Annotated in this window: 28 protein-coding genes; 12 read left to right on the plus strand and 16 right to left on the minus strand. The window is 71.6% G+C overall.

From position 1 onward, the window contains the following. The first annotated feature begins 21 nt into the window (after positions 1-21). The gene (locus tag ASG70_RS17455) at positions 22-567 is read left to right on the plus strand and encodes a hypothetical protein (RefSeq protein WP_056885099.1); all 546 of its coding nucleotides are present in this window, start codon (positions 22-24) and stop codon (positions 565-567) included. After that, positions 564-1,199, plus strand: coding sequence for an RES family NAD+ phosphorylase (locus tag ASG70_RS17460; RefSeq protein WP_056885100.1), 636 nt, complete (start codon positions 564-566; stop codon positions 1,197-1,199). The genes ASG70_RS17455 and ASG70_RS17460 overlap by 4 nt, the downstream gene beginning before the upstream one ends. A 27-nt stretch (positions 1,200-1,226) precedes the next feature. Here the strand turns inward: ASG70_RS17460 and ASG70_RS17465 are convergent, their stop codons facing one another. Then, positions 1,227-1,889, minus strand: coding sequence for a histidine phosphatase family protein (locus ASG70_RS17465; protein WP_235531564.1), 663 nt, complete (start codon positions 1,887-1,889; stop codon positions 1,227-1,229). Between the two features lie 25 nt (positions 1,890-1,914). Between ASG70_RS17465 and ASG70_RS17470 the strand changes: the two genes are divergently transcribed. From ASG70_RS17470 to ASG70_RS17485, 4 genes are read left to right on the plus strand one after another with little or no spacing between them, the layout of a single operon-like run. Then, positions 1,915-2,760, plus strand: coding sequence for a PhzF family phenazine biosynthesis protein (locus ASG70_RS17470; RefSeq protein ID WP_056885101.1), 846 nt, complete (start codon positions 1,915-1,917; stop codon positions 2,758-2,760). Beyond that, the gene (locus ASG70_RS17475) at positions 2,757-3,596 is read left to right on the plus strand and encodes a serine hydrolase (RefSeq protein ID WP_082590977.1); all 840 of its coding nucleotides are present in this window, start codon (positions 2,757-2,759) and stop codon (positions 3,594-3,596) included. Before ASG70_RS17470 ends, ASG70_RS17475 begins: the two co-directional genes overlap by 4 nt. Position 3,597: 1 nt before the next feature. After that, a complete protein-coding gene (locus ASG70_RS17480; protein WP_056885102.1) occupies positions 3,598-4,137 on the plus strand; it encodes a DUF1697 domain-containing protein in 540 nt (179 codons plus the stop codon). Then, positions 4,137-4,583, plus strand: coding sequence for an OsmC family protein (locus ASG70_RS17485; RefSeq protein WP_056885103.1), 447 nt, complete (start codon positions 4,137-4,139; stop codon positions 4,581-4,583). Before ASG70_RS17480 ends, ASG70_RS17485 begins: the two co-directional genes overlap by 1 nt. An 11-nt stretch (positions 4,584-4,594) precedes the next feature. Here ASG70_RS17485 and ASG70_RS17490 read toward each other — a convergent pair whose 3' ends face one another. Genes ASG70_RS17490 through tdh form a run of 3 tightly spaced genes read right to left on the minus strand, consistent with a single transcriptional unit; the run spans position 4,595 to position 7,398 of the window. After that, positions 4,595-5,152: a dihydrofolate reductase family protein gene (locus ASG70_RS17490; RefSeq protein WP_056885104.1), complete on the minus strand. Its 558-nt coding sequence runs from the start codon at positions 5,150-5,152 to the stop codon at positions 4,595-4,597. 11 nt (positions 5,153-5,163) lie between these two features. Further along, positions 5,164-6,357, minus strand: a complete 1,194-nt coding sequence (locus ASG70_RS17495) for a glycine C-acetyltransferase (protein WP_056885105.1) — start codon at positions 6,355-6,357, stop codon at positions 5,164-5,166. A gap of 3 nt (positions 6,358-6,360) precedes the next feature. Then, positions 6,361-7,398, minus strand: coding sequence for an L-threonine 3-dehydrogenase (gene tdh / locus ASG70_RS17500; RefSeq protein WP_056885106.1), 1,038 nt, complete (start codon positions 7,396-7,398; stop codon positions 6,361-6,363). 70 nt (positions 7,399-7,468) lie between these two features. On the opposite strand from tdh, the gene ASG70_RS17505 reads away from it, so the two are divergent. Continuing rightward, positions 7,469-8,089 (plus strand): L-threonylcarbamoyladenylate synthase, encoded by a 621-nt coding sequence (locus ASG70_RS17505; protein ID WP_056885107.1) that lies wholly within the window; start codon positions 7,469-7,471, stop codon positions 8,087-8,089. 94 nt (positions 8,090-8,183) lie between these two features. On the opposite strand, the gene ASG70_RS17510 is transcribed toward ASG70_RS17505, so the two are convergent. Continuing rightward, positions 8,184-9,035 (minus strand): aldo/keto reductase, encoded by an 852-nt coding sequence (locus ASG70_RS17510; protein WP_056885108.1) that lies wholly within the window; start codon positions 9,033-9,035, stop codon positions 8,184-8,186. Positions 9,036-9,083: 48 nt separating this feature from the next. Then, positions 9,084-10,103: a MerR family transcriptional regulator gene (locus tag ASG70_RS17515; protein WP_056885109.1), complete on the minus strand. Its 1,020-nt coding sequence runs from the start codon at positions 10,101-10,103 to the stop codon at positions 9,084-9,086. Between the two features lie 184 nt (positions 10,104-10,287). On the opposite strand from ASG70_RS17515, the gene ASG70_RS20170 reads away from it, so the two are divergent. Beyond that, positions 10,288-10,497: WhiB family transcriptional regulator (locus ASG70_RS20170; protein ID WP_156400087.1), on the plus strand; the 210-nt coding region annotated here is incomplete at its 3' end. 164 nt (positions 10,498-10,661) lie between these two features. Here ASG70_RS20170 and ASG70_RS19430 read toward each other — a convergent pair. The 4 genes from ASG70_RS19430 to ASG70_RS17535 form a co-directional block, all read right to left on the minus strand. Continuing rightward, on the minus strand, positions 10,662-10,805 hold the full coding sequence (locus ASG70_RS19430; RefSeq protein ID WP_156400076.1) for a hypothetical protein: 144 nt from the start codon (positions 10,803-10,805) through the stop codon (positions 10,662-10,664). A 141-nt stretch (positions 10,806-10,946) separates the two neighbouring features. Then, entirely contained in the window at positions 10,947-11,447 is a 501-nt protein-coding gene (locus tag ASG70_RS19760; RefSeq protein ID WP_200949327.1) for a 2-phosphosulfolactate phosphatase, read from the minus strand. Between the two features lie 396 nt (positions 11,448-11,843). Continuing rightward, complete coding sequence (locus ASG70_RS17530; protein ID WP_200949328.1) at positions 11,844-12,209, minus strand: single-stranded DNA-binding protein; 366 nt, start codon at positions 12,207-12,209, stop codon at positions 11,844-11,846. Positions 12,210-12,368: 159 nt separating this feature from the next. Continuing rightward, positions 12,369-14,036 carry an HAD family acid phosphatase gene (locus ASG70_RS17535; protein ID WP_056885112.1) on the minus strand — a complete coding sequence of 556 codons (1,668 nt, stop codon included), beginning with the start codon at positions 14,034-14,036 and terminating at the stop codon, positions 12,369-12,371. A gap of 116 nt (positions 14,037-14,152) precedes the next feature. On the opposite strand from ASG70_RS17535, the gene ASG70_RS17540 reads away from it, so the two are divergent. The 4 genes from ASG70_RS17540 (at position 14,153) to ASG70_RS17555 (ending at position 18,106) form a co-directional block, all read left to right on the plus strand. Then, positions 14,153-14,674: a GNAT family N-acetyltransferase gene (locus ASG70_RS17540; RefSeq protein ID WP_082590978.1), complete on the plus strand. Its 522-nt coding sequence runs from the start codon at positions 14,153-14,155 to the stop codon at positions 14,672-14,674. A 100-nt stretch (positions 14,675-14,774) separates the two neighbouring features. After that, the gene (locus ASG70_RS17545) at positions 14,775-16,136 is read left to right on the plus strand and encodes a M15 family metallopeptidase (RefSeq protein WP_156400078.1); all 1,362 of its coding nucleotides are present in this window, start codon (positions 14,775-14,777) and stop codon (positions 16,134-16,136) included. A gap of 63 nt (positions 16,137-16,199) precedes the next feature. Next, a complete protein-coding gene (locus tag ASG70_RS17550; RefSeq protein ID WP_056885114.1) occupies positions 16,200-17,585 on the plus strand; it encodes an MFS transporter in 1,386 nt (461 codons plus the stop codon). Between the two features lie 161 nt (positions 17,586-17,746). Then, complete coding sequence (locus ASG70_RS17555) at positions 17,747-18,106, plus strand: RNA polymerase-binding protein RbpA (protein WP_056885115.1); 360 nt, start codon at positions 17,747-17,749, stop codon at positions 18,104-18,106. Between the two features lie 64 nt (positions 18,107-18,170). On the opposite strand, the gene ASG70_RS17560 is transcribed toward ASG70_RS17555, so the two are convergent. From ASG70_RS17560 to ASG70_RS17585, 6 genes are all read right to left on the minus strand, one after another. Further along, on the minus strand, positions 18,171-18,632 hold the full coding sequence (locus tag ASG70_RS17560) for an FxsA family protein (RefSeq protein WP_304437987.1): 462 nt from the start codon (positions 18,630-18,632) through the stop codon (positions 18,171-18,173). A gap of 44 nt (positions 18,633-18,676) precedes the next feature. After that, entirely contained in the window at positions 18,677-19,447 is a 771-nt protein-coding gene (locus tag ASG70_RS17565; protein WP_056885116.1) for a polyprenol monophosphomannose synthase, read from the minus strand. Continuing rightward, the gene (lnt, locus tag ASG70_RS17570; protein ID WP_235531565.1) at positions 19,440-21,107 is read right to left on the minus strand and encodes an apolipoprotein N-acyltransferase; all 1,668 of its coding nucleotides are present in this window, start codon (positions 21,105-21,107) and stop codon (positions 19,440-19,442) included. The genes ASG70_RS17565 and lnt overlap by 8 nt, the downstream gene beginning before the upstream one ends. Before the next feature lie 429 nt (positions 21,108-21,536). Next, entirely contained in the window at positions 21,537-21,941 is a 405-nt protein-coding gene (locus ASG70_RS17575; RefSeq protein ID WP_056885118.1) for a hotdog domain-containing protein, read from the minus strand. After that, entirely contained in the window at positions 21,938-22,777 is an 840-nt protein-coding gene (locus ASG70_RS17580; protein WP_200949329.1) for an OAM dimerization domain-containing protein, read from the minus strand. Before ASG70_RS17580 ends, ASG70_RS17575 begins: the two co-directional genes overlap by 4 nt. Next, complete coding sequence (locus tag ASG70_RS17585; RefSeq protein WP_056885119.1) at positions 22,774-24,372, minus strand: lysine 5,6-aminomutase subunit alpha; 1,599 nt, start codon at positions 24,370-24,372, stop codon at positions 22,774-22,776. Before ASG70_RS17585 ends, ASG70_RS17580 begins: the two co-directional genes overlap by 4 nt. Between the last annotated feature and the right edge of the window lie 68 nt (positions 24,373-24,440).

Genomic DNA, 24,440 nt, shown 5'->3' on the forward strand with positions numbered 1-24,440 from the left:
ACTCGATGGAGGTCGACGAGGATGACGCCCCGCACCCGTACCACCACGCCGGTCGACGCCCTGACCGACGCGCTGCGCGAGCGGATCGCGGCGCGGGTCGAGGACCTGCGCGCCTCGGGACGCAGCCTCGAGCTCGGTGACGTCGACGACCTCGCCGACCGCATGGTCGCCGCGATGCCGACGGTGCACCCGCTCGACCAGCCGCTCGGGCCGTTCTACGACACGGCCGGCCTCGTGGCGTGGCTGGGCATCAGCCGACAGGCGCTGTTCGACCGCGTGCGACGCGGCACCGTGCTGGCCTGCCGCACGGCGGACGGCCACCTCCTCTACCCGTCGCTGCAGTTCGGCCGCAACGGCGCCGTGCGGCCGGGGGTCGTGGAGTCCGTCGGGGCGTTCACCCGGCGCGGGGTCGACGGCTGGTCGGTCGGCGCCTGGCTGACGACACCCACCGACGTGTTCGAGGGCCACAGCGCCATCGACTACCTCGTGGTCCACCGGTCCTCGTCGACGGCGGTCCGCAGGGTCGCCGAGGCGGCAGCAGCCGACGCCGGCACCTGGGCGGCATGAGCGCTCGCGAGCAGGTCGCCCAGGGCGGTCCTCCCGCCTCGCTGCAGGGGTTTCCCACCCGAGCCCTCCGCCGCGACACCGCGCTGTACCGCGCGCACCGTGCCGACCGCGGGCCGTGGTGGTTCGGCAGCGACGGCTCGGGTCGGTTCGACCTCCCCGCGCCCCGGGGCACCTGCTACGCCGCCCTCGACCCCGCCAGCGCCCTGCGCGAACGGGTCGGGCCGGTCCTCGCCGCCGCCCGTGCCGTCCCCGAGAGCCTGCTGGAGGACGTCGTCGTGTCGCGGCTGGCGGTGCCCGACGACCGGGAGGTCGCGGACCTGCAGTCCCGGGCGGCGGGAGACCACGGCGTCACCCGCGAGCTCGAGACGATGGTCCCGTACGCCGTGCCGCAGGCGTGGGCCCGGGCGCTGGACGGCGCCGGTCACCAGGGGGTGCGCTACGGCCCCAGGTTCACCCCCGGCGACTGCAGCGCCGTGGCCCTGTTCGAGGAGGCGGGTGAGCAGGACTGGCCGGTCGACCCCGCGCCGCAACCGGCGACACAGGTGCCCGGGGGCCCCGCGGTGGTGTCGACCCCGCGACGGTCCGACCTCACGGTGGTGCGACCCCCGCGCACGCGCGTCCCCCGCGGGTAGCCCCTCAGGCGCCGGGCTGCCGCAGGTTCACGCCTCGGCACCCTCCGGCAGGGTGGGTCCGTGGTTCCAGACGCGGATCGCCGGCTGTTCGCGGTCGTGCTGCAGCACGCACACCGAGCCCGCGTCGAGGAGGAGCTGGGCGCCCAGGCGCGGCTCCTGACGCAGGAAGACCGAGGCGAGGACCCGGAGCGCGTGGCCGTGGCCGACGAGCACAACGTCCCCGTCGGCGAGGGCCGGGAGCACGCGTCGTACGACCCGGGAGGCCCGGGCCGCCACCTCCTCGACGGTCTCCCCAGGGGTCTCACCGGCGGGCACGCCGTGGGCGAACACCGTCCAGTCCCAACCCAGCCCGTCACGGATCTGCGACGTCGTCAGGCCCTCGTAGGCGCCGTAGTCCCACTCCACCAGGTCGTCGTCGAGCTCGGGAGCGAGACCGGCCAGCTCGGCTGTGCGACGCGTGCGCTGCAACGGGGAGCAGAGCGACAGGACGAAGTGGTAGTCGGCGAGCAGTGCGCCCGCGGCCATCGCCAGCTCCTCGCCGTGCGCCGTGAGGGGCAGGTCGGTCCGGCCGGTGTGCCTTCCCGAGAGCGACCACTCGGTCTCGCCGTGTCGCAGCAGGACCAGCCGCCCCGAAGGGGGGTCCACGGGCGTGGGGGGTGAGACGGGCGGGGTCGGCACGGTGCTCGGCACGCGGTCAGTCTGACAGAGTGAGCCCATGCGCCTGACCTACCGGTTGCTCAACGTCTTCGCCCAGCCGGGGGACCCGTTCTCGGGCAACCCGCTCGCCGTCGTCCAGGACGCGGCGGACCTCTCCGAGGACCAGATGCAGGGCATCGCCCGCCAGTTCAACCTGTCGGAGACGACATTCCTCGTGCCGCCCGTCGACGGCGCCGACGCGGGCGTCCGGATCTTCACCCCGCACTACGAGATGGCCTTCGCCGGCCACCCCACACTCGGCACGGCACACGTCGTCCGCGCCCTCGGACTCGCCGGTGACGCGCTCGCCCTCTCGATGCCCGCCGGCATCATCCCGGTGGAGGCCGGCGGCGACACGTGGACCCTCACCGCCAACCCCGGTTCGGTGCAGGCCGACTACCAGGTCGACGAGATCGCCGGCTGCGTCGGGCTGGCGGCCGGGGACCTCGTGGGCCCGGTGCAGCAGGTCAGCACCGGCAGTGCGCAGGTGATCGCGCGCGCGACCGATGTCGAGGCCGTACGCCGCGCGGTGGGCGACGCCGCGGCCATGCGCCGCTTTGCCGGCATGGGCACCCGAGGAGGCGAGACGCTGGTCTACCTGTGGTGCGAGACCGGCGAGGGCCAGATCGAGGCGCGCGCCCTGTTCACGCAGGGGACGGCTGCCATCGAGGACCCGGCCACCGGTTCGGCGTGCTCCAACCTGGGCACCTGGCTGGCTGCCCAGGGGCGGTCCGGCCACTGGACGGTGAGCCAGGGCGAGCAGGTGGGCCGCCCGTCGACGCTCGTGCTGACCGTCGGCGAGGACGGCACCGTGCAGGTCGGCGGCCTCGTGCGCGACCTCGGGGAAGGCGTCCTCGACCTGTGAGCGCGGCGTCGCCACCGGAGGTCGTCGCACGGCTGGCGACCAGCCCGACCGTGGCCTGGGGCATCCAGCTCGTCGACACCGCGACCGGGCAGGTGCTGGCAGCGCACCGCCCCGACCAGGTCCAGCGCACCGCCAGCCTCGGCAAGGTGCTGCTGCTCCTGGAGGTCGCGAGGTTGCTCGAGAGCGGCGACCTCGACGGCAGCCAGCAGCTCGTTCCGCGGCCGGACGACCTCGTCGGCGACTCCGGCCTGTGGCGCCACCTCGCGACCGCCGAGATGCAGGTCGTGGACTGTGCGGCGCTGGTCGGGGCGTTCAGCGACAACCTCGCCACCAACGTCCTGCTGCGCCGGGTCGGAGGCGCTCGGGCCGTCGAGGAGACCGCGGTGGCCGCGGGGATCGACGACGTGGCGCTGCACGGGCCGGTCCGTGACGTGCGCGGCCCGTCCGACCCGCCCACCCTGTCGACGGGGAGCGTAGCGGGCCTGGCCGCCTTCGCCGCGCGTCTGCACCGGCGCGAGCTCGTCTCGCCGGGTGCCAGCGAGAGGGTTGCCGGCTGGCTCTCCCTCAACGCCGACCTGTCGATGGTGGCCTCGGCGTTCGGCCTCGACCCGCTGTGCCACGACGACGCCGACCGCGGCCTGTCGCTGTGGAACAAGACCGGCACCATCACCGGAGTGCGTGGCGACGTCGGGGTGCTGTCCGGTCCTGCCGGCGCGGTCGCGTACGCGGTGCTGGCCGAGTGGGACGACCGCGCCGAGCCGCTGACGCGGGAGGAGGCCCTCGGGGGCATGGCACTGGTGGGCGCCGCTGTGCGCCGCGTCGTGGAAGGAGCGTGAGATGGGGAGGTACGTGGTCTTCCTGCGCGCAGTGAACGTCGGGGGTCGCACCCTGAAGATGGCGGACGCCCGGAAGGTCCTGCAGGACAACGACTTCGGCGACGTCGAGTCCCACATCCAGACCGGCAACTTCCTCGTGGAGACAGCCATGCGCAGCGTGACCAAGGTGGAGCAGGCGGTGGGCCGCCTCCTCGGCGAGCACGCCGGGTACGACATCGTTGCCATCGCTCGGCGTCCCGCCGAGCTGCCCGCCCTCGTGGCGGAGGTCGACGCGATACCCGTTGCCCTGCAGGGGGAGACGTCGCGCTACGTCAGCTTCTGCGCCACGGCGCCGCCGGCCGCGCGGGCAGCCGGCCTGGAGGAGTGGGACTCCGCCGGTGAGCGCGCGAGGGTGATCGGCAAGGATGTGCTCATGGAGTACGCGGTGCCGTTCCACGAGGCGAAGCTCACGGGGCCCCGGATCGAGAAGGTCCTCGGGGTGCCGGGGACGGCACGCAACATGACCGTCGTCCGCGCGCTGGCGCAGAAATGGGGATCGTGATGGCCGAGGAGACCGGCGGCACCGGGCTGGGACACCGTGCGATCAGCATGGAGCGGGTCGAGAAGGGTGTCTTCGAGGTGACCAACGCCCGGGGCGGCACCATGCGCATCGGGGGAGGAGACAGTGCCGACTTCACCCCGGTCGAGCTGCTGTTGACGGCCATCGCCGGCTGCAGCGCCGTCGACGTCGACTTCATCACCGTCAAGCGCGCCGAGCCCGAGACGTTCCGCGTCGAGGCGACGGGGAAGAAGGTCCGTGACGACGACGGCAACCACCTGCAGGACCTGCACGTCCGGTTCTCCGTGACGTTTCCCGAGGGGGAGGGCGGCGACCGGGCCCGGGAGATGCTGCCCAAGGCCATCGCCATGTCGCACGACCGGCTGTGCACGGTGAGCCGGACGGTGGAGCTGGGCACCCCGATCGACGCGGCGGCCGCCGAGGGCTGAGGCCGCGCCGGTCAGGAGACGGCATAGCGCACGAACACGACCCCGTCGCCGAACACGTGGTGCTCGACGAGCGTGAGGTCGGTCCGGACGTCGTGGGGGAGCGCAGGGGTGCCGCCGCCGACTGCCACCGGGTTGAGGTAGAGGGACACCTCGTCGACCAGGCCGGCCTTCAGGGCGCTGACCGCGATCGTCGCGCCACCGATGGCGAGGTCCGCCGTCGCGGACTCCTTGAGGTGGCGGACCGCCTCGACGTCGAACGTGGGCGACAACGTCGTGCGGGGAGTCTGCACCGACGACAGGGACGCGGAGTAGACGACCTTGTCGGCGGCCTGCCAGATGCTGCGGTACTCCGCGGAGACCGGCGACCGGTCCGCGTCGGGGTCGTCCGACGCCCAGTAGGTCATCACCTCGTACAACCGGCGCCCGTACAGGTAGGTGCCGACCGGTCGCTCACGGTCGTTGACGAACTGGTGCACCTCCTCGCCGGGTACAGCCCAGTCGAACCGCCCCGCCGCGTCCACGACGTAGCCGTCGAGCGAGCAGATCGCGCTGTAGAGGAGCCGTGCCATGACGAGGCCGCTCAGGCGATCTTGTCTCGGGCCGCCACGAACGCGGCGACGCAGGCACGCACGTCGTCCTCGGAGTGCCCGGCGGACAGCTGCACCCGGATCCGCGCCTTGCCCTGGGGGACCACGGGGTAGGAGAACGCGATGACGTAGACGCCCTCGTCGAGCATGACGTCGGCGATCTGGGCCGCCTTCCGGGCGCCGTCCTCACCGGGGAACATCACCGGGGTGATGGGGTGCTCGCCAGCCAGCAGGTCGAACCCCGCCTCGGTCATGAGCGACCGGAACAGCTGGGTGTTGCTCGTCAGCCGCCCCCTCGCCTCGGCCGACTCTGCCGCGATCTCCAGGGCCTTCAGGGAACCGGCGGCCACGGTCGGCGCGACCGCGTTGGAGAACAAGTACGGCCGCGACCGCTGGCGCAGCAGGTCGACGATCTCCTGGTGTGCGGCGACGTAGCCGCCGGACGCGCCGCCCAGGGCCTTGCCCAGGGTGCCGGTGAGGATGTCGACCCGGTCCATCACGCCGAAGCGCTCGGGGGTCCCGCGTCCACCCTCGCCGACGAAGCCGACTGCGTGGCTGTCGTCGACGAGCACCAACGCGCCGAACTCGTCGGCCAGGTCGCAGATCCGGTCCAGCGGTGCCAGGTAGCCGTCCATGGAGAACACCCCGTCGGTGACCACGACCGTACGGCGCGCGCCGGCGGCCGCTGCCGCCTCGAGCTGCGTGCGCAGGTCCTCCATGTCGGCGTTCTTGTAGCGGAACCGCTTGGCCTTCGACAGCCGGATGCCGTCGATGATCGAGGCGTGGTTGAGCTCGTCGCTGATGATCGCGTCCTCGGCGCCGAACAGCACCTCGAAGACGCCGCCGTTCGCGTCGAAGCAGGACGAGTAGAGGATCGTGTCGTCCGTCTGCAGGAAGTCCGAGATGGCGCGCTCCAGCTGCTTGTGCAGCTCCTGCGTCCCGCAGATGAAGCGGACGCTGGCCATGCCGAAACCCCACTCCTGCAACGCCTTTGCTGCGGCGGCCTCCACGTCGGGGTGGTCTGCGAGTCCCAGGTAGTTGTTGGCGCAGAAGTTCAGGGCCTCGGCCTTGCGCGTCGTGATGTGGGCCGACTGCGGCGAGGTCAGCTCGCGCTCACGCTTGTAGAGCCCGGCCTCCTCGATCTCGCGCAGGGTGGCGGCCAGCTGGTCCTTGACGGTGCCGTACATCGCTCAGCTCCAATCCATGATGACTTTGCCGCACTGGCCCGAGCGGGCGGCGGCGAACGCGTCCTGCCACTTCTCCGCGGGGAAGCGGTGGGTGATCACCGAGGCGATGCGCGCCCGCAGCACCTCGGAGGTGCCGAGCATCGAGCTCATGGCGTACCAGGTGTCGTACATCTCGCGGCCGTAGATGCCCTTGATGGTGATCATGTGCGTGATGACCCGGCCCCAGTCGATGGCGAACGGGTCCTTGGGCAGGCCCAGCATCGCGACCCGGCCACCGTGGTTCATGTTGGCCAGCATGTCCTCGACGGCACTGGGGACGCCCGACATCTCCAGGCCGACGTCGAAGCCCTCCTTCATGCCGAGCTCGTCCATCGCCTCGCGCAGGTTGGACGTGGCGGCGTTGACCACGAGGTCGGCGCCCGCGTCCTTGGCCAGCCCCAGCCGGTAGTCGCTGACGTCGGTGACCACGACGTGGCGGGCTCCCACGTGGCGCGCCAGCGCGGCGGCCATGACCCCGATCGGCCCGGCGCCGGTGATGACGACGTCCTCACCGGCCATGGGGAACGACAGGGCGGTGTGGGTGGCGTTGCCCAGCGGGTCGAAGACGGCGGCCAGGTCCGGGTCGAGGTCGTCGGGCTGCACCCAGACGTTCGTGGCAGGGAGCACGACGTAGTCGGCGAACGCCCCGTCCCGGTTGACGCCGATCCCCTTGGTGTGGATGCACATGTGGCGCCGGCCGGCGCGGCAGTTGCGACAGGTGCCGCACACGATGTGCCCCTCGCCGGAGGCGCGCTGGCCGACGCTGACGCTGGTCACGTCCTCGCCCACCTCGACGACCTCGCCGTAGAACTCGTGGCCGATCGTCATCGGCGGCACGACGGTCGACGCCGCCCAGTCGTCCCACTGCTCGAGGTGCAGGTCGGTGCCGCACAGGCCCGCCCGGAGCACCCGGATCTTCACGTCGGTGGGGCCGGTCTCCGGCTCGGGGACGTCCAGCAGCTCCAGGCCCGGACCGGCAGTGGTCTTCACGAGTGCGCGCACGGGCCCAACATATCGGGCGCGGGGGAGTGCGATGCCCGCCCGTGGTGCCGCCGCGGCATACAGTCCTCACATGGCTAGGTATCTGGACGTGCACCCGGTGGACCCACAGCCCCGGGCGATCAGCCAGGCGGTGCAGATGCTCCGTGACGGGGGGCTGCTGGCGTACCCCACGGACTCCGGGTACGCCCTCGGGTGCGCGCTGGGCAACCAGGAGGGCAAGGACCGCATCGTCCGTATCCGCCACCTCACGGACAAGCACCACTTCACCCTGGTGTGCGCGGACTTCGCCCAGCTCGGCCAGCTGGTGCACATCGACAACTCGGTGTTCCGGGCCATCAAGGCGGCCACGCCGGGCAGCTACACGTTCATCCTGCCGGCCACCAAGGAGGTGCCGCGCCGGCTGCTGCACCCCAAGAAGAAGACGGTCGGCGTGCGCATCCCGGACAACCGGGTGGTGCAGGCGCTGCTCGCCGAGCTGGGGGAGCCCATGCTGTCGAGCACGCTGATCCTGCCCGGGGAGACCGACCCGATGACCGAGGGCTGGTTGGTCAAGGAGGAGCTCGACCACCAGGTCGACGCCGTCATCGACTCGGGGGAGTGCGGCACCGAGCCCACGACCGTCGTCGACTTCTCCGACGGCGCGCCCGAGGTCGTCCGCGTCGGCGCGGGCGACCCAGCTCCGTTCCAGTAGGGGAGCCAGCCGACCCTGCACCCTCCCAGTAGGGGACCCAGCCGACCCAGCACCGTCCCAGTAGGGCGATCCGGCACCGTCCCGGTCGCGGCGCCTACATCTCCTCGTGCGTGTCGGGGTCGCCGCCGAACAGCCGGCCGTCGACCCGTCCGAGTCCGGTGATGGCCGCCATCTCCTCGTCCGTCAGCTCGAACGCGAACACGTCGAGGTTGGCGCGCTGGCGCTCGGGCGTCGCCGACTTGGGCAGCGGCATCGACCCCAGCTGCACGTGCCAGCGCAGCACCACCTGGCCCGGTGTCACGTCGTGCGCGGAGGCTGCGTCGGCCACCGCCGGCTCCGCGAAGGGCGCGTTGCGCTTGCCCATGGGGCTCCAAGCCTGGGTGAGGATGCCGAGCTCACGGTGGACCTGGCGCACCTGCTCCTGGGGGAAGTAGGGGTGAAGCTCGACCTGGTTGACGGCCGGCGTCACCCCCGTCTCGTCGATGATGCGGTGCAGGTGCGCGTCGGTGAAGTTGCTGACGCCGATGCTGCGGACCAGTCCCTCCTGCTGCGCCTGCACCAGGGCCTGCCACGCCTGCCCGTAGAGGTCGCGGCTCGGGTTGGGCCAGTGGATCAGGGCGAGGTCGATCTGCTCCAGTCCGAGACGCACCGCCGAGTCACGTAGCGACTGCAGCGCCAGCCCCTTCTCGTGGAACCGGCCCGGGACCTTTGTCGCCACGACCACCTCTGCGCGAGGAATCCCACTGCGGCGCAACGCCTCACCGACCTCGGCCTCGTTCTCGTAGTTCACCGCTGAGTCGAGGTGTCGGTAGCCGATCTCGAGGGCGCTCACCATGGCCTCGATGCCGTCCTCGCCCTTGAGCGGGTAGGTGCCGAAGCCGATGCGGGGGAGCGTCGTGCCGTCGTTGAGGGTCAGGGGTGCGTCGTCGCGCTGGTCGTCGGCCATCCGCCCACGGTAGCCCGGCGACGCGGGTGCGGCAGGGTCAGGACAGGATCAGGGGAGTGGCGCCAGCAGCGCCTGGGTCGCCGTCGCGAGGTCGCTCGCACGGGTGACGGTGACCCACCGGTTCGACAGCGGCGGCTCCTGCGGCCATCCCGGACCGCCGAGGACCACGAGCAGCGGCCAGTGCACGTCCGTGAGCACCGACCACAGCTGCTCGTCGACGGCGCGGCTGATGGAGGCCCACAGGAACAGCCGTGAGGGACGCCGCGACAGCAGCAGGCTCTGCAGGGCCTGCGTGGGCACCCTGGCGCCGAGGCCGAGGGCGCTGACGCCGTGACGAGCCAGCTCGGCCTCGAGGGCGAGCAGGGGGATGTAGTGCTGCTCGTCGTCGGCGCAGGCCAGGATGGCCTCGGAGGCGGCGTTGCGCGGGCGGTTGGCCCGGATGACGGTCCGCAGCTCGCTGACGAGGATCTCGCTGGCGAGGTGCTCTGACTCCACGCCTAGGGAGCCGGCGCCCCACTGGTCGCCGATGGCCCGCAGGGCGGGGGCGAACACCTGGGTCCAGGCGGTCACGAGGTCCCGCTCGCGCAGGGTGCGCTGGTAGATCTTGGACAGCATGCCGGGGTCGAGCGACAGAGCCGCGGAGCAGATCGCCTCCACGGTGCCGACGTCGTCGCCCACCGGCAGCTCGGCGGCCTCCTCCTCGCCGGTCTCGATGAGCAGGCGGTCGGTGTCCATCGACAGCGCGACACGTGCGGCGCTCTGGGCGGGCACACCGCGCGCGGTGAAGCGGGCCATGACCCGGACCCGGCGGATGTCCTCCTCGCTGTACCGACGGTGGCCGCCCTCGGTGCGCTGGGACGGGCCGATGCCGTAGCGGCGGTCCCACGTGCGCAGTGTCGCGGGGGAGAGCCCCAGCCGGTCGGAGACGGCTCCCACGGCCCACTCGACGGCGGAGACGGAGGAGCCGCTGGACGCGTCGAGACCGGGGGAGCCCTGTACCGAGCTCCAACCCTGTGCCGATCCCTGCATCGGGTCCTCGAAGACCTGACCCGAGCGTTCGCTGTCCATGACCTCTCGTCTCCTGGTTGACGTTTGGTGCCCGTTGGCCTCGTCGATGGGTGATGCACCACCGGCGACCCCTGCCCGGGCACTACTGACTATAGAACTTCTTCAGATGGCTTGCACTATGAACAAGTTCTGCATAGGTTGTGAATCACTTCGGTTCGCGCCTCGAGGAGAAGGATTCCCCCACATGAGCAGCATCAAGAGACTTCCCAAGCCGCTGTTGAGCTCCTACGAGTGGCAGACAGACGGTGCGTGCCGCACGACGGACCCCGACGAGTTCTTCCCGCACGAGGCCGAGCGCGGCAACCGCCGGCTCAGCCGGGAGCAGCGCGCGAAGGCGCTGTGTGCCACCTGCCCGGTGATCCAGCAGTGCTTCGAGCACGCGATGGCGGTGCGTNAGTCGCTGTCTGAGCGTTGTCCGTGTCCGTGCACCCGTCCATGATGGCGTAGGCGCCCGCCGGTCGCGTGCATCTCACGAGTTCGTGTCACCAGGACCCCGTCCACGAGGACGGGGTCCTGTCATGTCTGGCAGCCGGCAGCGTGGTCCGCCACCAGCCGGGATCAGTCGGCGGCATCTCGGTCCGCCATGGCGACGAGGCTCTGGGCGATGGACGCCAGGGCGAGCGCCTGGACGGATTCCCACGTCCCGGGCTTGAGCTTCTCGGCGGTTGCGGTGGCCTGGTTGGCGAGCTCTTTGGCGGTCATGGGCGCAGAACCTACCCATGTCGAACCTACCCATGTCGTCGGTGCTCAACACCGGCTCGCCGCGCCTGCAGGACACTGTGGGGCAGGGGTTGGAGTCCAGTTACATGACATAATGTGGATTATCGGCGTTCTACCGTGTGCTCAGGAGGTCTGGAACAGGGCCGATCCCGGCCGGCGCACGCTCTCCTCGAACGCGCCCTGGATGAGCACTGGGACGACTGTCGACGCGTCGAGGTCGGCCGCGAGAGCCACGTCAGCTGCGAATCCCTTGGCCGCCAGCTCTCGGCCACCGACACAGGTCTGTACATGACTCACCAGTCGGCCACGGCTCGCCTCGAACAGGTCGGCCGCCACTGACGCCTCAGGACTGAAGCCGTCGCCACCGGCCAGGGTCGCCAGGGCCGAGAGGATCGCTCCGGCACCCAGGTGGTCCTCGAGGGACGGCCGCAACGAGCTGTCACGGCTCCACCGCTCGCCGGCGGCGACCACGGCGACCCGATGACCGTCCGCGACGCCGGCAGCAAGCCAGGACGCGACGGCGGAGGCGTTGCGCAGGCAGCCCACGGCGACCCTCGCGCCGGCGGCCTGCAGCGCCGCCGCGATGGTCGACCCGTTCGTGACAGCAGTACCAGCCGCGGCCACACCGGCCCGTCGAGCAGCCCGGACGGTGACAGCGTCGGCGCCTGGGACCGGTCGCCCCTGGTGGCCTCGAGCCGCCCGACGGCCAGGACCGCGTCGTGTGCGGTGGCGAACTCCCCCGCCCGGGAGTCGTTCCACCGGAACGGGAACACACGCATGCCGCGCTCCACGGCCACGGTGACCGTGATCGAGAAGCTGAGGACGTCGACCACCACGGCCAGGTCGGCGCAGATTGCTTGCGCGCCCGTCAGCCCCCAGTCGAGCCGGATGCCGTACTCGTCCTGTCCGAAGAGGTCACCCATGGTCGGAGAACCTAGCGGCCGAGTCGCTCGATACGGCGCCTGACTTCCTCGGGCCAGGCGACGAACCGCGCAGGTCCTGGGTTTTGGCGCGACGGGCTCAGCCCGCGGCGGCTCGGACGGACCTGACGGCGGCGACGCGTGAGGCCTCCACCTCGTACCGGCTCACGGTGGCAGGGCCGGCCCTGAAGAACCGCCGACGCAGGGCGCCGGTTACCTCGACCGTCGCGCCGTCGGCGAGCCGGAGTGCCGACCTGCGGGTCCGCGCCGTCCAGCAGGCCACGTCGATCGTGTCCACCCGCGCGCCCCCGCCGGTACCAGCAGCCGCGCCGGCTCGGGCCGGCCGTGGCACGACGACCCGGAGCTGCACGACGGTGTCGCCGCTGGGCAGCTCGCGCTCCTCCCCCGCGCCGCTGACGCGTCCGACCAGCCGTACCTCGTTGACCCACTCCCCCATGTCATCCATGACCCGAGGCTCCCCTGCTCCGTGGGCGGCGTCGACGACCTTGGCGGCCGCTGTGGACGAGCCGGCCGGCGACCCTGGCTTGTGGACGACGACGGCGCCGCCCCGGTCGGACCGGGACTGCGCCGTCGCGTGTGCAGTCGAGCGTGCCGAAAAGTGTTGCTACGGCAGGTAGTACGTCGGGTTGGGCAGCTTGATGGCCCGATCCGCGTGCCCACCGATGAGGTCGCTGTACTGGTCGCCGAAGTTGGCGATGATGTCGAAGCCCTGCGACTCGACGTGGGCCCGCGTCTGCGACTTGTACTCGATCGTGGTGCACCGCGGGGCGAGCACGCAGCTCGCGTAGGACGGGATCGGCTCGGTGGAGGTCCACTTGGTGTAGTAGTTCTCCGGGGTGAAGCCGGTGTAGCCGACCTTGGCGAGGTTGCCGAGGGTCGCCTCGCGCTGAGTCGTGTTGCGACCCGTGAGGCCGACCAGCGTGCATCCCGCGCCGGCGGCGGCGTTGGCGAAGGACACCATGCCTGGCGTGGCCGGGAACCGCTGCGGCTGCACCCAGTCGCGGTCCTGGACGACCGGGTCGAAGACGAAGTGCATCGCCGAGACCTCCATGTCGTAGGTCCACAGCGTGGTGTCGTCGGCGTCGAGGACGATGGCCGGCTTGTCGCCGCGCCGGGCGCCGGTGGCGCACTGCTGCAGGATGCCGCGGCTGCGCTGGTCGATGAGCTTGGTCATCTCGGCGATGTACGGCGAGGAGACCTTGTCCGAGATCCCGGTGCCCGGGTCCCCGTAGTAGACGGCGATCGTCTTCTTGACGACGTCGATGTTCGGGATGCCCTCACCACCCTGCGTCAGGCCGCTGGAGCCGTCCGGCTTCATCGTGAACTGGGTGCGCGGTGCGAGGCGGGGCTGCTTGACGCCGGGCAGGTTGGGCGACGGGAGGTAGTAGGTGGGGTTGGGCAGCTTCAGGTAGTGGTCGGCGTACCCGCCCTGGAGGTCGGAGAACTGGTCGCCCACGTTGAGGACCACGTCGTAGCCAAGGTCCTTCTCGAGGTGGCGGCGCGTGCCGGCCTTGTACTCGACGGTGGTGCACTTCGGGTAGGCCGAGCACCACGTCGGTGACAGGTAGGACGGCGGGGTCGCGCCGGAGTCGAACTTGGTGAAGAACCGGTCTGCGGGGAAGGCGGTGTAGCCGACCTTGGCGAGGTTGCTGACGGTGTGCGCCTTCTGGCTGTCGGGGCGACCGGTCAGGCCGAAGACGGTGAAGCCCATCGCCTGGGCGTCGTTGACGAAGTCGACCATGCCCGGCACCGCCGGGAACCGCTCGCCGTCGACCCACGGCTGCTGGGCGGCGGGGGTGAACACGAACTTCATGTCACCCACCTCCATCTGGTAGGTCCACAGGGTGGTGTCGTCGGCGTCGAAGACGATGGCCGGCTTCTCGTGGTGCCGCTTCGCGTCGGCGAGCAGCCGTGGCAGGCGGCGACGCTGCTGCGAGAGCAGCGAGGACATCTCCGCGACGTACGGCGAGCTGGTCGGGTTGGCGTTGCCGTCGCCCTTGGGATCGCCGTAGTAGGCGTAGATCGTCTTCTTGACCGAGTCGATGTTGGGGATGCCCTCTCCCCCGGCGGTCAGGCCGCTCGAGCCGTCGTCGGCCATCGTGAAGTGGGTCCGCGGGGCCAGCCGGGTGTCGGAGCCGTGTGCGCTGGCGCTGGCGGCGCCACCGGTGGTGGCGGCAGCCAGGGCGAGCAGGGCCGCGCCCGCCGTCACCGCCGTCCTGGTGCTCGTGACGACCTTGCGGCCGCCGGGGATGCTGTGGACGGGGTGGGGCATGCGCACACTCCTGATGAGGGGACAGCCGGGGCCGGATCTCGGCCTGACCGCCGGAGGCTATGCAGCGTGTGACCTGCGCGGAAGTGACATTTGTCATGGGTGGCAGACTGCGTGCCATGAGCCCGGCCGACGTCCTGCGACCCATGACCGACGACGACGTGCCGAGGGTCCTCGAGCTCAACCACCGCCACGTCGAGCTGCTGTCACCGCTGGACGCCGAGCGGCTCGCCCGGATGCGGGGCTCGGCCTCACGTTCCGACGTCATCGTGTGCGACGGCGAGGTCGCCGGCTTCGTCCTCGTCTTCTCCCCCGGCTCCGACTACGACTCGGTCAACTACCGCTGGTTCGCGGCGCGGTACGGCGATGCGTTCGACTACCTCGACCGCATCGTCGTCGACGACGCCTACCGGCGCCGGGGCCTGGCCTCCGCGGTCTACGACGTCGTGGAGGCCTCCGCGGCTGCGCGCGGACGCCTGGTCCTCGAGGTCAACATCGAGCCGCCGAACGAGCCGTCGCTCGCCTTCCACCGCGCCCGGGGCTATGTCGAGGTGCACCAACTCGCCGCATCCGGACACACCGTCAGCCTCATGGAGCGAACGGGTCGGACGAACGGCCGAGAGTCTCGACAGAACGTCTGAGGTGCCGGTCCCCGCCCCCCGGCTAGCGTGCCGGGAGGACATGTGCGGGGCCGCCCAGGGGGTGGCGGACAGGGAGTGGGACATCGTGGTGAGGGTCGGCATGCGCGCCGCGCTATCCGTGGCCGCAGTGGTCGTCGGCGTACTCGTCGGGTCGACCCCGGCGCTCGCCTCCACGCCCGCGATCCCGGCGGTCACCTCGCACCCAGCGACCTCGCGCCCTGCGGCAGTGGGCGCCGACAAGCCCGCCCCGACCAGCAGGAGCAAGGCCGCGAAGGCCAAGGCTGCGAAGGCGAAGGCCGCCAAGGCCGCCGCCGAGAAGCGCGCCGCAGCGGCCGACCAGGCCCTCAGCGCGGGTCAGCTCGCTGCCCAGATCGCCCAGGCGGAGGCGCTGACCGCCGACCTGACCCGCTCCAACGCCGCCATCGCTGCCGCCGCGACCCGCCTCGACCGGCTGGCCAAGCAGGCCAACACCCTCCTGGAGGAGTACGCCGCCGCGCGCGACGCCGAGCGGACCGCGAGGCAGGAGGCCGACCGCAATGTCGCCGCGTACCAGACCCTCTCGGCCCAGCTGGGCGAGGACCGCAAGGCGCTCGGGCAGCTGGCCTACCAGGCCTATGCCGGCGGTGGCGGTGACCTGGCCGACATGAGCACCCTGCTCGACGCGCTCAGCCGGCCGGCGGCCGAGGCGAGCGACACCAGCGCCCAGCTGACCTACCTCAACAACCAGAAGGCGTCGGCGTTCGAGCGCGTCCAGGACCGCACCGTGCTGCAGCAGCAGGTCGCCGTGCAGGCGGTCGAGGCCAGCACCCGGGCGGCGGACGCCGCCACGGCCGCCGCGAAGGCGAAGGCCAGCCTGGAGACCGTGATCGCCGAGCAGAAGTCCCAGCTCGAGGCCACGCGCGCCCTGCACGCCGCCCAGGTGAAGAAGGCCGGGCCCATCGCGGGGCTGCTCCTCGGCAGCGAGGACGCCAGCGCCCTCGCGACGACCCGGCGGCTGCGGGACGCGCTCGTCGTCCCGGGCGTCGAGGCCGACGGGTCGGTCAAGGCGTGCAGCACCGACGAGGCCGACTACCCCAACGGTGCGGTCCCTGCAGCCGGGCTGTGCCCGCTGTACGGGGCCCCGGCCCAGAGCCTGCGCCCCGGGGCGGCCGCGGCGTTCAACGCCATGAGCCTCGCCTACGAGAAGGACACCGGTTCCCCCATCTGCGTCACCGACTCCTACCGGTCGCTGGCCGAGCAGGTGTCGGTCAAGGCCGAGCGCGGCAAGTGGGCAGCCACCCCGGGCACGAGCGAGCACGGGCGAGGGATGGCCGTCGACCTCTGCGGGGGGATCAACAGCTTCGGCTCCGCCGCCCACCTGTGGATGAAGCAGAACGCCCCGCTCTACGGCTGGTTCCACCCAGCGTGGGCCGAGGCGACCGGGTCGCTCCCTGAGCCGTGGCACTGGGAGTACGCCGGCTGACACGCGCCGCAGCTGGGTACCAATACGCATCTGCGCCCGGGGCTGCTGTGCCACCCTTCACGCATGACGACTGAGGCGACCACGCCAACGGCGACGTGGCAGGGCAACGAGCACTACCGCAGGTCCTGGTACTGGTACGACTGGGCCAACTCCGCCTACGTCACGACCACCGCGACGGTGCTGTTCACCCCCTACCTCACCGCCATCGCCGAGGCCGCTGCCTGCCCCGACCTGGCGGACGGCGAGACCTGCCGCACCAACCTCGAGGTCCTGGGCGTCGGGATCTCTCCGGGGTCGGTGGCGCCGTTCACGGTCACCCTCGCCACCATCGTCTCCGCGGTCGCCCTGATCTTCGTGGGGGCGATCGCCGACCGCTCCCCCAGGCCGGCGCGGCTGCTCGGTGTCTTCGCCCTGGTCGGATCCGTCGCCGCCTGCCTCATGGCGCTCGTCCGCGGCACCAACTGGCAGCTGGGTGTGGTGCTGCTCATCGTGGCCAACCTCAGCCTCGGCGCCTCCCTGGTGGTCTACGACTCGATCCTGTGCCGGATCGCCAGCCCCGACGACCGCGACAAGGTCTCCTCGCGCGGCTGGGCCCTGGGCTACCTCGGCGGCGGCCTGCTGCTCGCCATCAACTTCCTCATGCTGAGCAAGCCCGACGCCCTGGGCCTCGACAAGGGCGGCGCCGTACGGCTGAGCATGCTGATGGCGGGCCTGTGGTGGGCCGGCTTCTCGCTCGTCCCCGTCATCGGGATGTGGCGGCTGCGTGGCGTCGAGCGGCCGGAGGTGGCCCGGACGGCGGGCATCGTCGGCGGCAGCCTGCGCCAGCTCGCCTCGACCTTCCGCGAGCTGCGGCTGTTCCCCCAGACGATGCTCTTCCTGATCGCCTACCTGTTCTTCAACGACGGCATCCAGACCGTCATCGGCCAGTCGAGCCTCTACGGCCAGCGCGAGCTCGGGTTCCCCGAGACGACGATGCTGACGCTGTTCCTGATGGTCCAGTTCGTCGGCTTCGGCGGCGCCCTGCTCTTCGGCTCCCTGGCCAGGCGGTACGGCGCGTGGCGCACCGTGCTCTGGGGCCTGGTCCTGTGGACCGGCGTCGTGGTCTTCGCCTACTTCGTGCCCGACAAGCAGGTGGCGCCGCTGTTCGTCCTCGGCGTTGCCATCGGGCTGGTGCTCGGCGGCACCCAGGCCCTGAGCCGCTCGCTCTACAGCCAGCTGGTGCCGAAGGACCGGGAGGCGGAGTTCTTCAGCCTCTACCAGGCCATGGAGCGCGGGACGAGCTGGTTCGGGACGCTGACGTTCGGGCTCGTCTACCAGTGGACCGGCTCCTATCGTCCCGCCATCGTCGCCCTCGCCGTGTTCTTCATCCTCGGCGGTGCGCTGCTGGCCAGGGTGGACATGCGCCGTGGCATCCTCGAGGCGGGCAACACCCTCCCCCACGTGGTCTGACCTGCGCCTTCCCGAGTGAGCGATGTGATCCGCGTCACAGGCGGCCAACGGGCGCGCCACGCCGGACGTCGGAACATTGCACGGGTCGATGGCGTTATGCCTAGCGAATCCGAGCCCCCACCCGAGCGGGCTGGGAAACCACGCACGTTGGGAGAACCACCATGGCAGAACGCACCCTTCGCGGTAGCCGAATGGTTTCGCACAGCCTCGAGACCGACGACCACGTCGTCCCGAGCGAACGACAGATCACCGCGTACGTGTGCCCACTGGGGCACCGTACGGAACTGCCCTTCTCGATCGAGGCGGAGATCCCTCCCACCTGGGAGTGCCGCTGCGGCGAGGAGGCCCGGCTGGTCGACGGCCCGGAGCCCGAGGCCAAGCAGGTCAAGCACGTCCGCACGCACTGGGACATGCTGCTCGAGCGGCGCTCCATCCCCGAGCTCGAGGAGCTCCTGGAGGAGCGGCTGACGCTCCTGCGCGAGTCGCGTGGCGAGAAGCCGCGGCGCAAGCGCACCGCCTGACCACGGCACCACCGCGAGACGGCCACCTCCTGCTGGAGGTGGCCGTCTCGTCGCGTGCGCCAGGCTAGAGGACCTCGCCCTCGATGATGTCGGGTCCGCCCGGGCCACCTGGGCCGCCGGGCCCACGACCCCTCCCGCCCGGGCCACCCCGACGGCCGCCGAACACACCCCCCAGCAGCCGCCGCGCGACCACCGTCTCGAGCAGGGTCCGCGCGATGGGCCGGGTCACGGGCAGGATGAAGAAGAAGCCGACGACGTCGGTGAGGAAGCCCGGGGCGAGCAGCAGGGTCCCGCCGACCAGCACCAGGGCAGCGTCGGCGAGCTCACGGCTCGGCATCCGTCCGGTGTTGAGGGCGGAGGTGAGCGCAGACCAGGCGCGCGCCCCTTCTCGGCGGACCAGCCAGGCGCCCAGCGCAGACTCCAGCAGGAGGAGTGCGAGGGTCTGCCAGCCGCCGATGACCTTGCCGACGGCGATGATGGTGGCGATCTCCAGGACCGGCACGACCAGCAGCAGCACGAACACCACGGCCAGCCAGTGCGGCCGGCGGCGCCGTGCGGGAGGAGGCCCTCCTACAGCTCGTGCCACGTCGGTTCCCGGCGCTGCGACAGGCCACGGAGCTGGTCGGCACGGTGGTGCACACCCCAGACGGTGATGCGCTGCAGGGACTCGCGCATGATGTCGCCGCTCATCTTGGAGTCGCCGATCACACGCTCGACGAACGTGATGGGCACCTCGACGACGCGCAGGCCCAGCCGGACCGCGCGCCGGGTCAGGTCGACCTGGAAGCAGTACCCCTGCGAGGCGACCTGCTCCAGTCCCATGGTCCGCAGGGCCTCGGCGCGGTAGGCGCGGAAGCCGGCGGTCGCGTCGTGGACGGGCATCCCGAGGAGGGCCCGGGTGTAGAGGTTGCCCCCGACGCTGAGCGCCTTGCGGTGCAGCGGCCAGTTGACCACCGAGCCGCCACGGACCCACCGGGAGCCGATGACGAGGTCGGCACCGGCCAGGGCGTCCAGGAGGCGGTGCAGCTGCTCGGGCTGGTGGGAACCGTCGGCGTCCATCTCGACGAGGGCGTCGTAGCCGCGGTCGAGACCCCAGCGGAACCCCGCCAGGTAGGCCATGCCGAGGCCCTGCTTCGCGGGGCGGTGCAGCACGTGGACCTGGGGGTCGCCGGCGGCGAGCTCGTCGGCGACGTCACCGGTGCCGTCCGGTGAGCTGTCGTCGAGGACGAGGATGTCGGCGCCAGGGACGGCGGCACGGATGCGGCGCACGACCAGCGGGAGGTTCTCCCGCTCGTTGTACGTCGGGATGCACACGAGCACCCGCTCGATCTGGTCAGACAACGACGCCTTCCCTTCGTGTCTTCGCCGGCCCCGTCGGGCCGGTGGCGGCGGCCTCGACCCTAGCGGTCCGCCGACGGGACCACTGACCCACCGCCAGCAGCAGCACGGCGGCCAGCCCGGCGACGTACTCGGGCAGGTTGCCGAGCCGGTCGGCGACGGTGACCTCGGTCCGGACCACCGGCGACCCGTACCGGGCCGCTGGGGTGAACAACGAGGTCTTGTCGACGTACGTTCCGTCGGGGTTGATGAAGCCGCTCACCCCGACCGTCGAGACGTGCACGACCGACCGGCCGTGCTCGATGGCGCGGATCCGGCTGATGGCGAACTGCTGCTCGGACTCCGCGGTGTAGCCGAACGTCGCGTTGTTGGTCTGCACGGCGAGGATGCTCGCGCCGAGCCCGGGCTGCAGCGTGGAGTCGCGCATGAGCCCGTCGTAGGCGACCTCGAAGCAGATGGTGGGGATCACCCAGTACGGGTCCTGGCCTGCGACGGGCACCTCGAACCCGCCCGGCCGGTCGCCCCTGGTGAAGTCACGCGCCACCAGGTCGACCTTGTCGCTGAAGTTGCGGAAGAAGCTGCGGAAGGGGATGTACTCCGCGAAGGGCACCGGGTGCTGCTTGACGTAGCGGCCCGGCTCGCCGCCCCCCGGGGTGTAGAGGAGGCTGGCGTTGGAGACGAAGGGCGCGGGGCCGTCGAGCACGGCCCCGAGCAGGATGGGCGCCTTGATGGTCTCCACGGCGAGCCGGATGTCCGCGGCCGCGTCGAGGTTGTCGAACGGGTCGATGTCGGAGGAGTTCTCGGGCCAGACGACCAGGGTCGGCGGCGCGCCGTTACGGGCCGCCGCAGCCAGGGTGCCCTGCACGTGGTTGTCGAGGACCTTGCGCCGCTCGGCGTTGAAGTCCAGGCCGGCCTTGGGCACGTTGCCCTGCACGAACAGGACCGAGACCTTGCGGCCACCGGTGGGGGGTGTCGTGGTCACGGCCAGCACGAGCGGCGCGAGGGCCAGGACGACCAGGACCGGGGCAAGGACCCGGGGCGCGGCGGGCAGCGTGGTCGCCGGCACCCGACGCAGGCGCCCCACCGCCCCCCGGGCCGCCGCGCGGAAGGCGACGTGCACGAGCACGCCGAGGCATGCCACGGCGAACGTCAGGCCGGGTGCTCCCCCGAACCGGGCGAACGGCGCCAGCGGGCTGTCGGCCTGGCTGAACGCCAGGCGCACCCACGGGAAACCCCCGAAGGGCGTGGCGCCGCGGGCGGCCTCCTGCAGCACCCACCCCAGGGGCACGGCGGCGTACGCGAGGGGACGCAGCCGGGTGGCGAGCAGGGGTCGCTGCAGCCAGGCCACCACCAGGCACATGGCCGCGACGTAGAGCGACTCCAGGACGGCCAGGGCCACCCAGGGCAGGGCGCCCACGTAGATGCCGGTCCAGGACAGGGTCGGCAGGAAGAAGCCGAGGCCGTGCGCGAGGCCGCCCAGGGCGGCCAGTCGCGGCCTGGCGCCGAAGGTGGCGGCCGACAGCAGGGCCACGCCGAGCGGCGCCGTCCACCAGATGTCCTGCGTCGGGAAGGCGAGGGCGGTGAGGAGCCCGGAGACCAGGGCCGGGAGGAGGACGGCGCCGGACCGCAGGCCCGGTCGCGGCGGGCGGGATGGCGTCGTCACGCAACCACGGTAGGACACGCCGCGGCCCGCGCCGCCGTTGGGACCAGCAGGAGGTCGACCGGGTGTCGACATCCCGCTGTTGTCTACTGAGCGCGCGGGCCGGACGCCGTCCACCACCGCCTCGGGCGGGAGGCACCAGTAGGGATCGACGTCGCTGCTGGTCAACGGTGGCTGCGCGCGCTAGTCACCGGCAGTACGTCGTGTCCGGTCTGGGTCCCCTCCCCGGGCGGCCACTCGGTGTGACGGCCGTGGGCCAACTTACCGTCGCCGCGGAGCGCCCTGTCAAGGCGTCGTCCATGACGGTTTCACGCCATCGGCCCGGGCGCGCGAGAGGTATGGGGCCAAGTTCGTGCTCCGGCGAATTCCGTTGCAGCGGTTGGCGATCGTCACGGCCTCCGGCGTGTCGCGAACGACACGCCGAGGGACGTGTCAGCTCTCGACGGCAGGAGCGGGGACCACGACGACGCCCCGTGCGGTGGTGGCCACCAGCGCCGGCTCCAGCACGTCGGCGCTGGACTCTCCGCGCTCGGGCGCACCGCGCCCCACGACCCGGACCTCGAAGTCCATCTCGCGGCTGCGGCTACCGACCCGGACCAGCGTGGCACTGATCTCGATCACGTCGCCGGCGCGGACCGGCGCCTTGAACTGGACGTCGGAGTAGGACGCGAACAGGCCTTCGTCACCGTCGGTGAGGATGCACATCTCGGTGGCGACGTCGCCGAACGCCGCCAGGGAGTAGGCGCCGTCGACGAGGTTGCCCGCGTAGTGCGCGTGGCTGTAGGGGACGTAGCGCCGGTGGGTGACGGTGCGCCCGACCGTGGCGGTGGTGGTCATGCCTTCTCCTTCGTCGAGGGCGTGGTGACCCGCGGCGGGGCCAGGGCGTGGACGAGGTAGCTGGCCACCTCGCCCGGGGTGGTGCCGCGGCCGAAGATCCGGTCCACGCCGAGCCTGTCGGCGGAGCCCTCCTCGAAGCGGGGGCCGCCGACGACGAGCAGCGGCACCTGCCCGGCCGGGTACGCCTCGCGGAAGGCGGCGCTCATCGTCGTGGTGTTGTGGATGTGGGCGTCGCGCTGGGTCACGACCTGGCTCACCATCACGGCGTCGGCCTTCTCGGCCCGCGCCCGCTCCACGAGCTCGGGCACGAGGACCTGCGCGCCGAGGTTCACGACCTTGACCTCGCGGTAGTACTCCAGGCCCTTCTCCCCCGCGAACCCCTTGATGTTGAGGATGGCGTCGATGCCGACGGTGTGGGCGTCGGTGCCGATGCAGGCGCCGACGACGACGAGCTTGCGGCGCAGGCGGGACTTGATGGCCTTGTTGACCTCGGTCGGGGTGAGCAGCGGGAACTCGCGTTCGACGACGGTGACCTCGCGCAGGTCGACGAGGTGCTTGACGCTGCCGTAGACCACGAAGAAGGTGAAGTCGGGGCCCATCGCCTTGGCGTGCACCAGCAGCGCCGGCTCCAGGCCCATCTTCGCCGCGAGCTGCAGGGCGGCCCCCTCGGCGCGCTTGTCGTGCGGGACCGGGAGGGTGAAGGAGACCTGCACCATGCCGTCGCCGGTGGTGTCGCCGTAGGGGCGGACGATGTCGGGCGTGGCCCTGCCGGACCTGGCTCCGGGGCCGGGCACCGGCTCGAGCGGCATCGCGCTGTCGGTGGTGGACGCGCTCATCGGTCGCTCCCCTCCTCGAGCATCGTCGTGGCCGGGTTGTCGTAGCCGTCGGCACGGACCACCACCCCGTCCAGGCCCTTGCCGCGGTCGGCGGGCCGCTTCATCAGCCCGAAGGTGCCGTCGGCGATCGCCGCGAGCAGCGGCGGGTCACCGGCGGTGTCGCTGTCGTGGACGATCGCGTCGAGCAGGTCGACCGCCTCGCCGAGCACCTGGCGGGCGCGGGTCTGGATGAACCCGTCGCGCGGTGGGTGGAAGTCCTCGGTCAGGCCGCCGGCCGCGTTGAGGACGTAGCGGACGTTCTGCAGCGCCAGGTCGCGGTCGGACAGGAACGGCGTCACGACGGCCTCGGTCATCATGCCGACCAGCAGGATGCCCTGGCCGGTCATGGCGCCGACGAGGTTGAAGAACCCGTCGAGCAGGTAGCCGCGGAACACGTCGCCCGTCATGTGCTTGGTCGGCGGCATCCACTTCAGCGGCGCCTTGGGGAAGAGCTGGCGCGCCAGCAGCGCGTGCGCGAGCTCCATCCGGAAGCTGTCGGGCAGGTCGGGGTTGATCTCGAACGCGTGCCCGAGGCCGAGCTGCCAGTCCTCGAGGCCGGCCTCCTTGGCGAAGTACTCGTTGAGCAGCTGGCTCACGGTGACCGTGTGCGCGGCCTCGACGGCGTCGGCGGTGGTGAGGTAGTTGTCCTCGCCGGTGTTGATGATGATCCCGGCCCGGGCGTGGATCTGGCGGCTGAACCGCTGGTCGACGAAGGTGCGGATCGGGTTGATGTCGCGGAAGAGGATGCCGTACATCGAGTCGTTGAGCATCATGTCGAGCCGCTCGAGCCCGGCCAGCGTCGCGATCTCCGGCATGCAGAGGCCGGAGGCGTAGTTGGTGAGCCGGATGTAGCGGCCGAGCTCCTTGGACGTCTCGTCCAGGGCCGCGCGCATGAGCCGGAAGTTCTCCTGCGTGGCGTACGTGCCGGCGTACCCCTCGCGGGTGGCGCCCTCGGGTACGTAGTCGAGCAGCGACTGCCCCGTGGAGCGGATCACCGCGATGATGTCGGCGCCCTCCCGGGCGGCGTTCTGGGCCTGCGGGATGTCCTCGTAGATGTCGCCGGTGGCCACGATGAGATAGATCCAGGGCCGCTGCTCGGGGTCGCCGTGGCGCTTGACGAGCCGGTCGCGGTTGGCCCGCTGCTTGTCGATGGTGCGTATGCCGCGGCTCACCTCGCGCCGCGCGAGCGACTGGGCGCGGGTGGCCTCACGGCCCACGGGCAGGCGGAACTGCACCGAGCCGCTGGCAGCCTTCTGCGCGAGGGTCAGCAGGTCGGGGGCCTCTCCCCTGCGCAGCGCGTCGTAGACCGGCGTCGTGACCCCGTGCTCGAGACCGACCTCCGCGCGGACCGCGTCGACGAGGTGGTTGACCCACGGCACGCGCTCGTGGTCGGCGCCGGCGAGACCGGCCAGGCGCAGGGTGGCCCGCTCCACCGAGACGGTCGTGTGGCTCTGGGCCAGCTTGACGACGGGGCGGCCCGCCTTGCGCGCGAGGGCGCGGGCTTGGCGGACGGTGGCCGGATCGAGGTCCAGCAGGGGCTTGGCACGGGAGGACACGGCGCAAATCTAGCAGCGGGACACAGAATTTCCGGCCAACCCCCCAGTTGGCCGGAAATCCTGTGGGT

Origin of the sequence: Phycicoccus sp. Soil748, assembly GCF_001428025.1 — a bacterium.
In the GTDB taxonomy this organism is placed as follows: Bacteria; Actinomycetota; Actinomycetes; order Actinomycetales; family Dermatophilaceae; genus Pedococcus.

Coding starts and splice junctions, on each gene's coding strand:
- ASG70_RS17455 (WP_056885099.1), top strand. CDS start 22: ATGACGCCCCGCACCCGTACCACCACGCCGGTCGACGCCCTGACCGAC.
- ASG70_RS17535 (WP_056885112.1), bottom strand. CDS start 14,036: ATGCCCCACCCCGTCCACAGCATCCCCGGCGGCCGCAAGGTCGTCACG.
- ASG70_RS17580 (WP_200949329.1), bottom strand. CDS start 22,777: ATGAGCGCGTCCACCACCGACAGCGCGATGCCGCTCGAGCCGGTGCCC.
- ASG70_RS17480 (WP_056885102.1), top strand. CDS start 3,598: ATGGGGAGGTACGTGGTCTTCCTGCGCGCAGTGAACGTCGGGGGTCGC.
- ASG70_RS17495 (WP_056885105.1), bottom strand. CDS start 6,357: ATGTACGGCACCGTCAAGGACCAGCTGGCCGCCACCCTGCGCGAGATC.
- ASG70_RS17515 (WP_056885109.1), bottom strand. CDS start 10,103: ATGGACAGCGAACGCTCGGGTCAGGTCTTCGAGGACCCGATGCAGGGA.
- ASG70_RS17530 (WP_200949328.1), bottom strand. CDS start 12,209: ATGGATGACATGGGGGAGTGGGTCAACGAGGTACGGCTGGTCGGACGC.
- ASG70_RS17575 (WP_056885118.1), bottom strand. CDS start 21,941: ATGACCACCACCGCCACGGTCGGGCGCACCGTCACCCACCGGCGCTAC.
- ASG70_RS17545 (WP_156400078.1), top strand. CDS start 14,775: ATGCGCGCCGCGCTATCCGTGGCCGCAGTGGTCGTCGGCGTACTCGTC.
- ASG70_RS17550 (WP_056885114.1), top strand. CDS start 16,200: ATGACGACTGAGGCGACCACGCCAACGGCGACGTGGCAGGGCAACGAG.
- ASG70_RS17470 (WP_056885101.1), top strand. CDS start 1,915: ATGCGCCTGACCTACCGGTTGCTCAACGTCTTCGCCCAGCCGGGGGAC.
- ASG70_RS17485 (WP_056885103.1), top strand. CDS start 4,137: ATGGCCGAGGAGACCGGCGGCACCGGGCTGGGACACCGTGCGATCAGC.
- ASG70_RS19430 (WP_156400076.1), bottom strand. CDS start 10,805: ATGACCGCCAAAGAGCTCGCCAACCAGGCCACCGCAACCGCCGAGAAG.
- ASG70_RS17490 (WP_056885104.1), bottom strand. CDS start 5,152: ATGGCACGGCTCCTCTACAGCGCGATCTGCTCGCTCGACGGCTACGTC.
- ASG70_RS17555 (WP_056885115.1), top strand. CDS start 17,747: ATGGCAGAACGCACCCTTCGCGGTAGCCGAATGGTTTCGCACAGCCTC.
- ASG70_RS17540 (WP_082590978.1), top strand. CDS start 14,153: ATGAGCCCGGCCGACGTCCTGCGACCCATGACCGACGACGACGTGCCG.
- ASG70_RS17460 (WP_056885100.1), top strand. CDS start 564: ATGAGCGCTCGCGAGCAGGTCGCCCAGGGCGGTCCTCCCGCCTCGCTG.
- ASG70_RS17505 (WP_056885107.1), top strand. CDS start 7,469: ATGGCTAGGTATCTGGACGTGCACCCGGTGGACCCACAGCCCCGGGCG.
- ASG70_RS17510 (WP_056885108.1), bottom strand. CDS start 9,035: ATGGCCGACGACCAGCGCGACGACGCACCCCTGACCCTCAACGACGGC.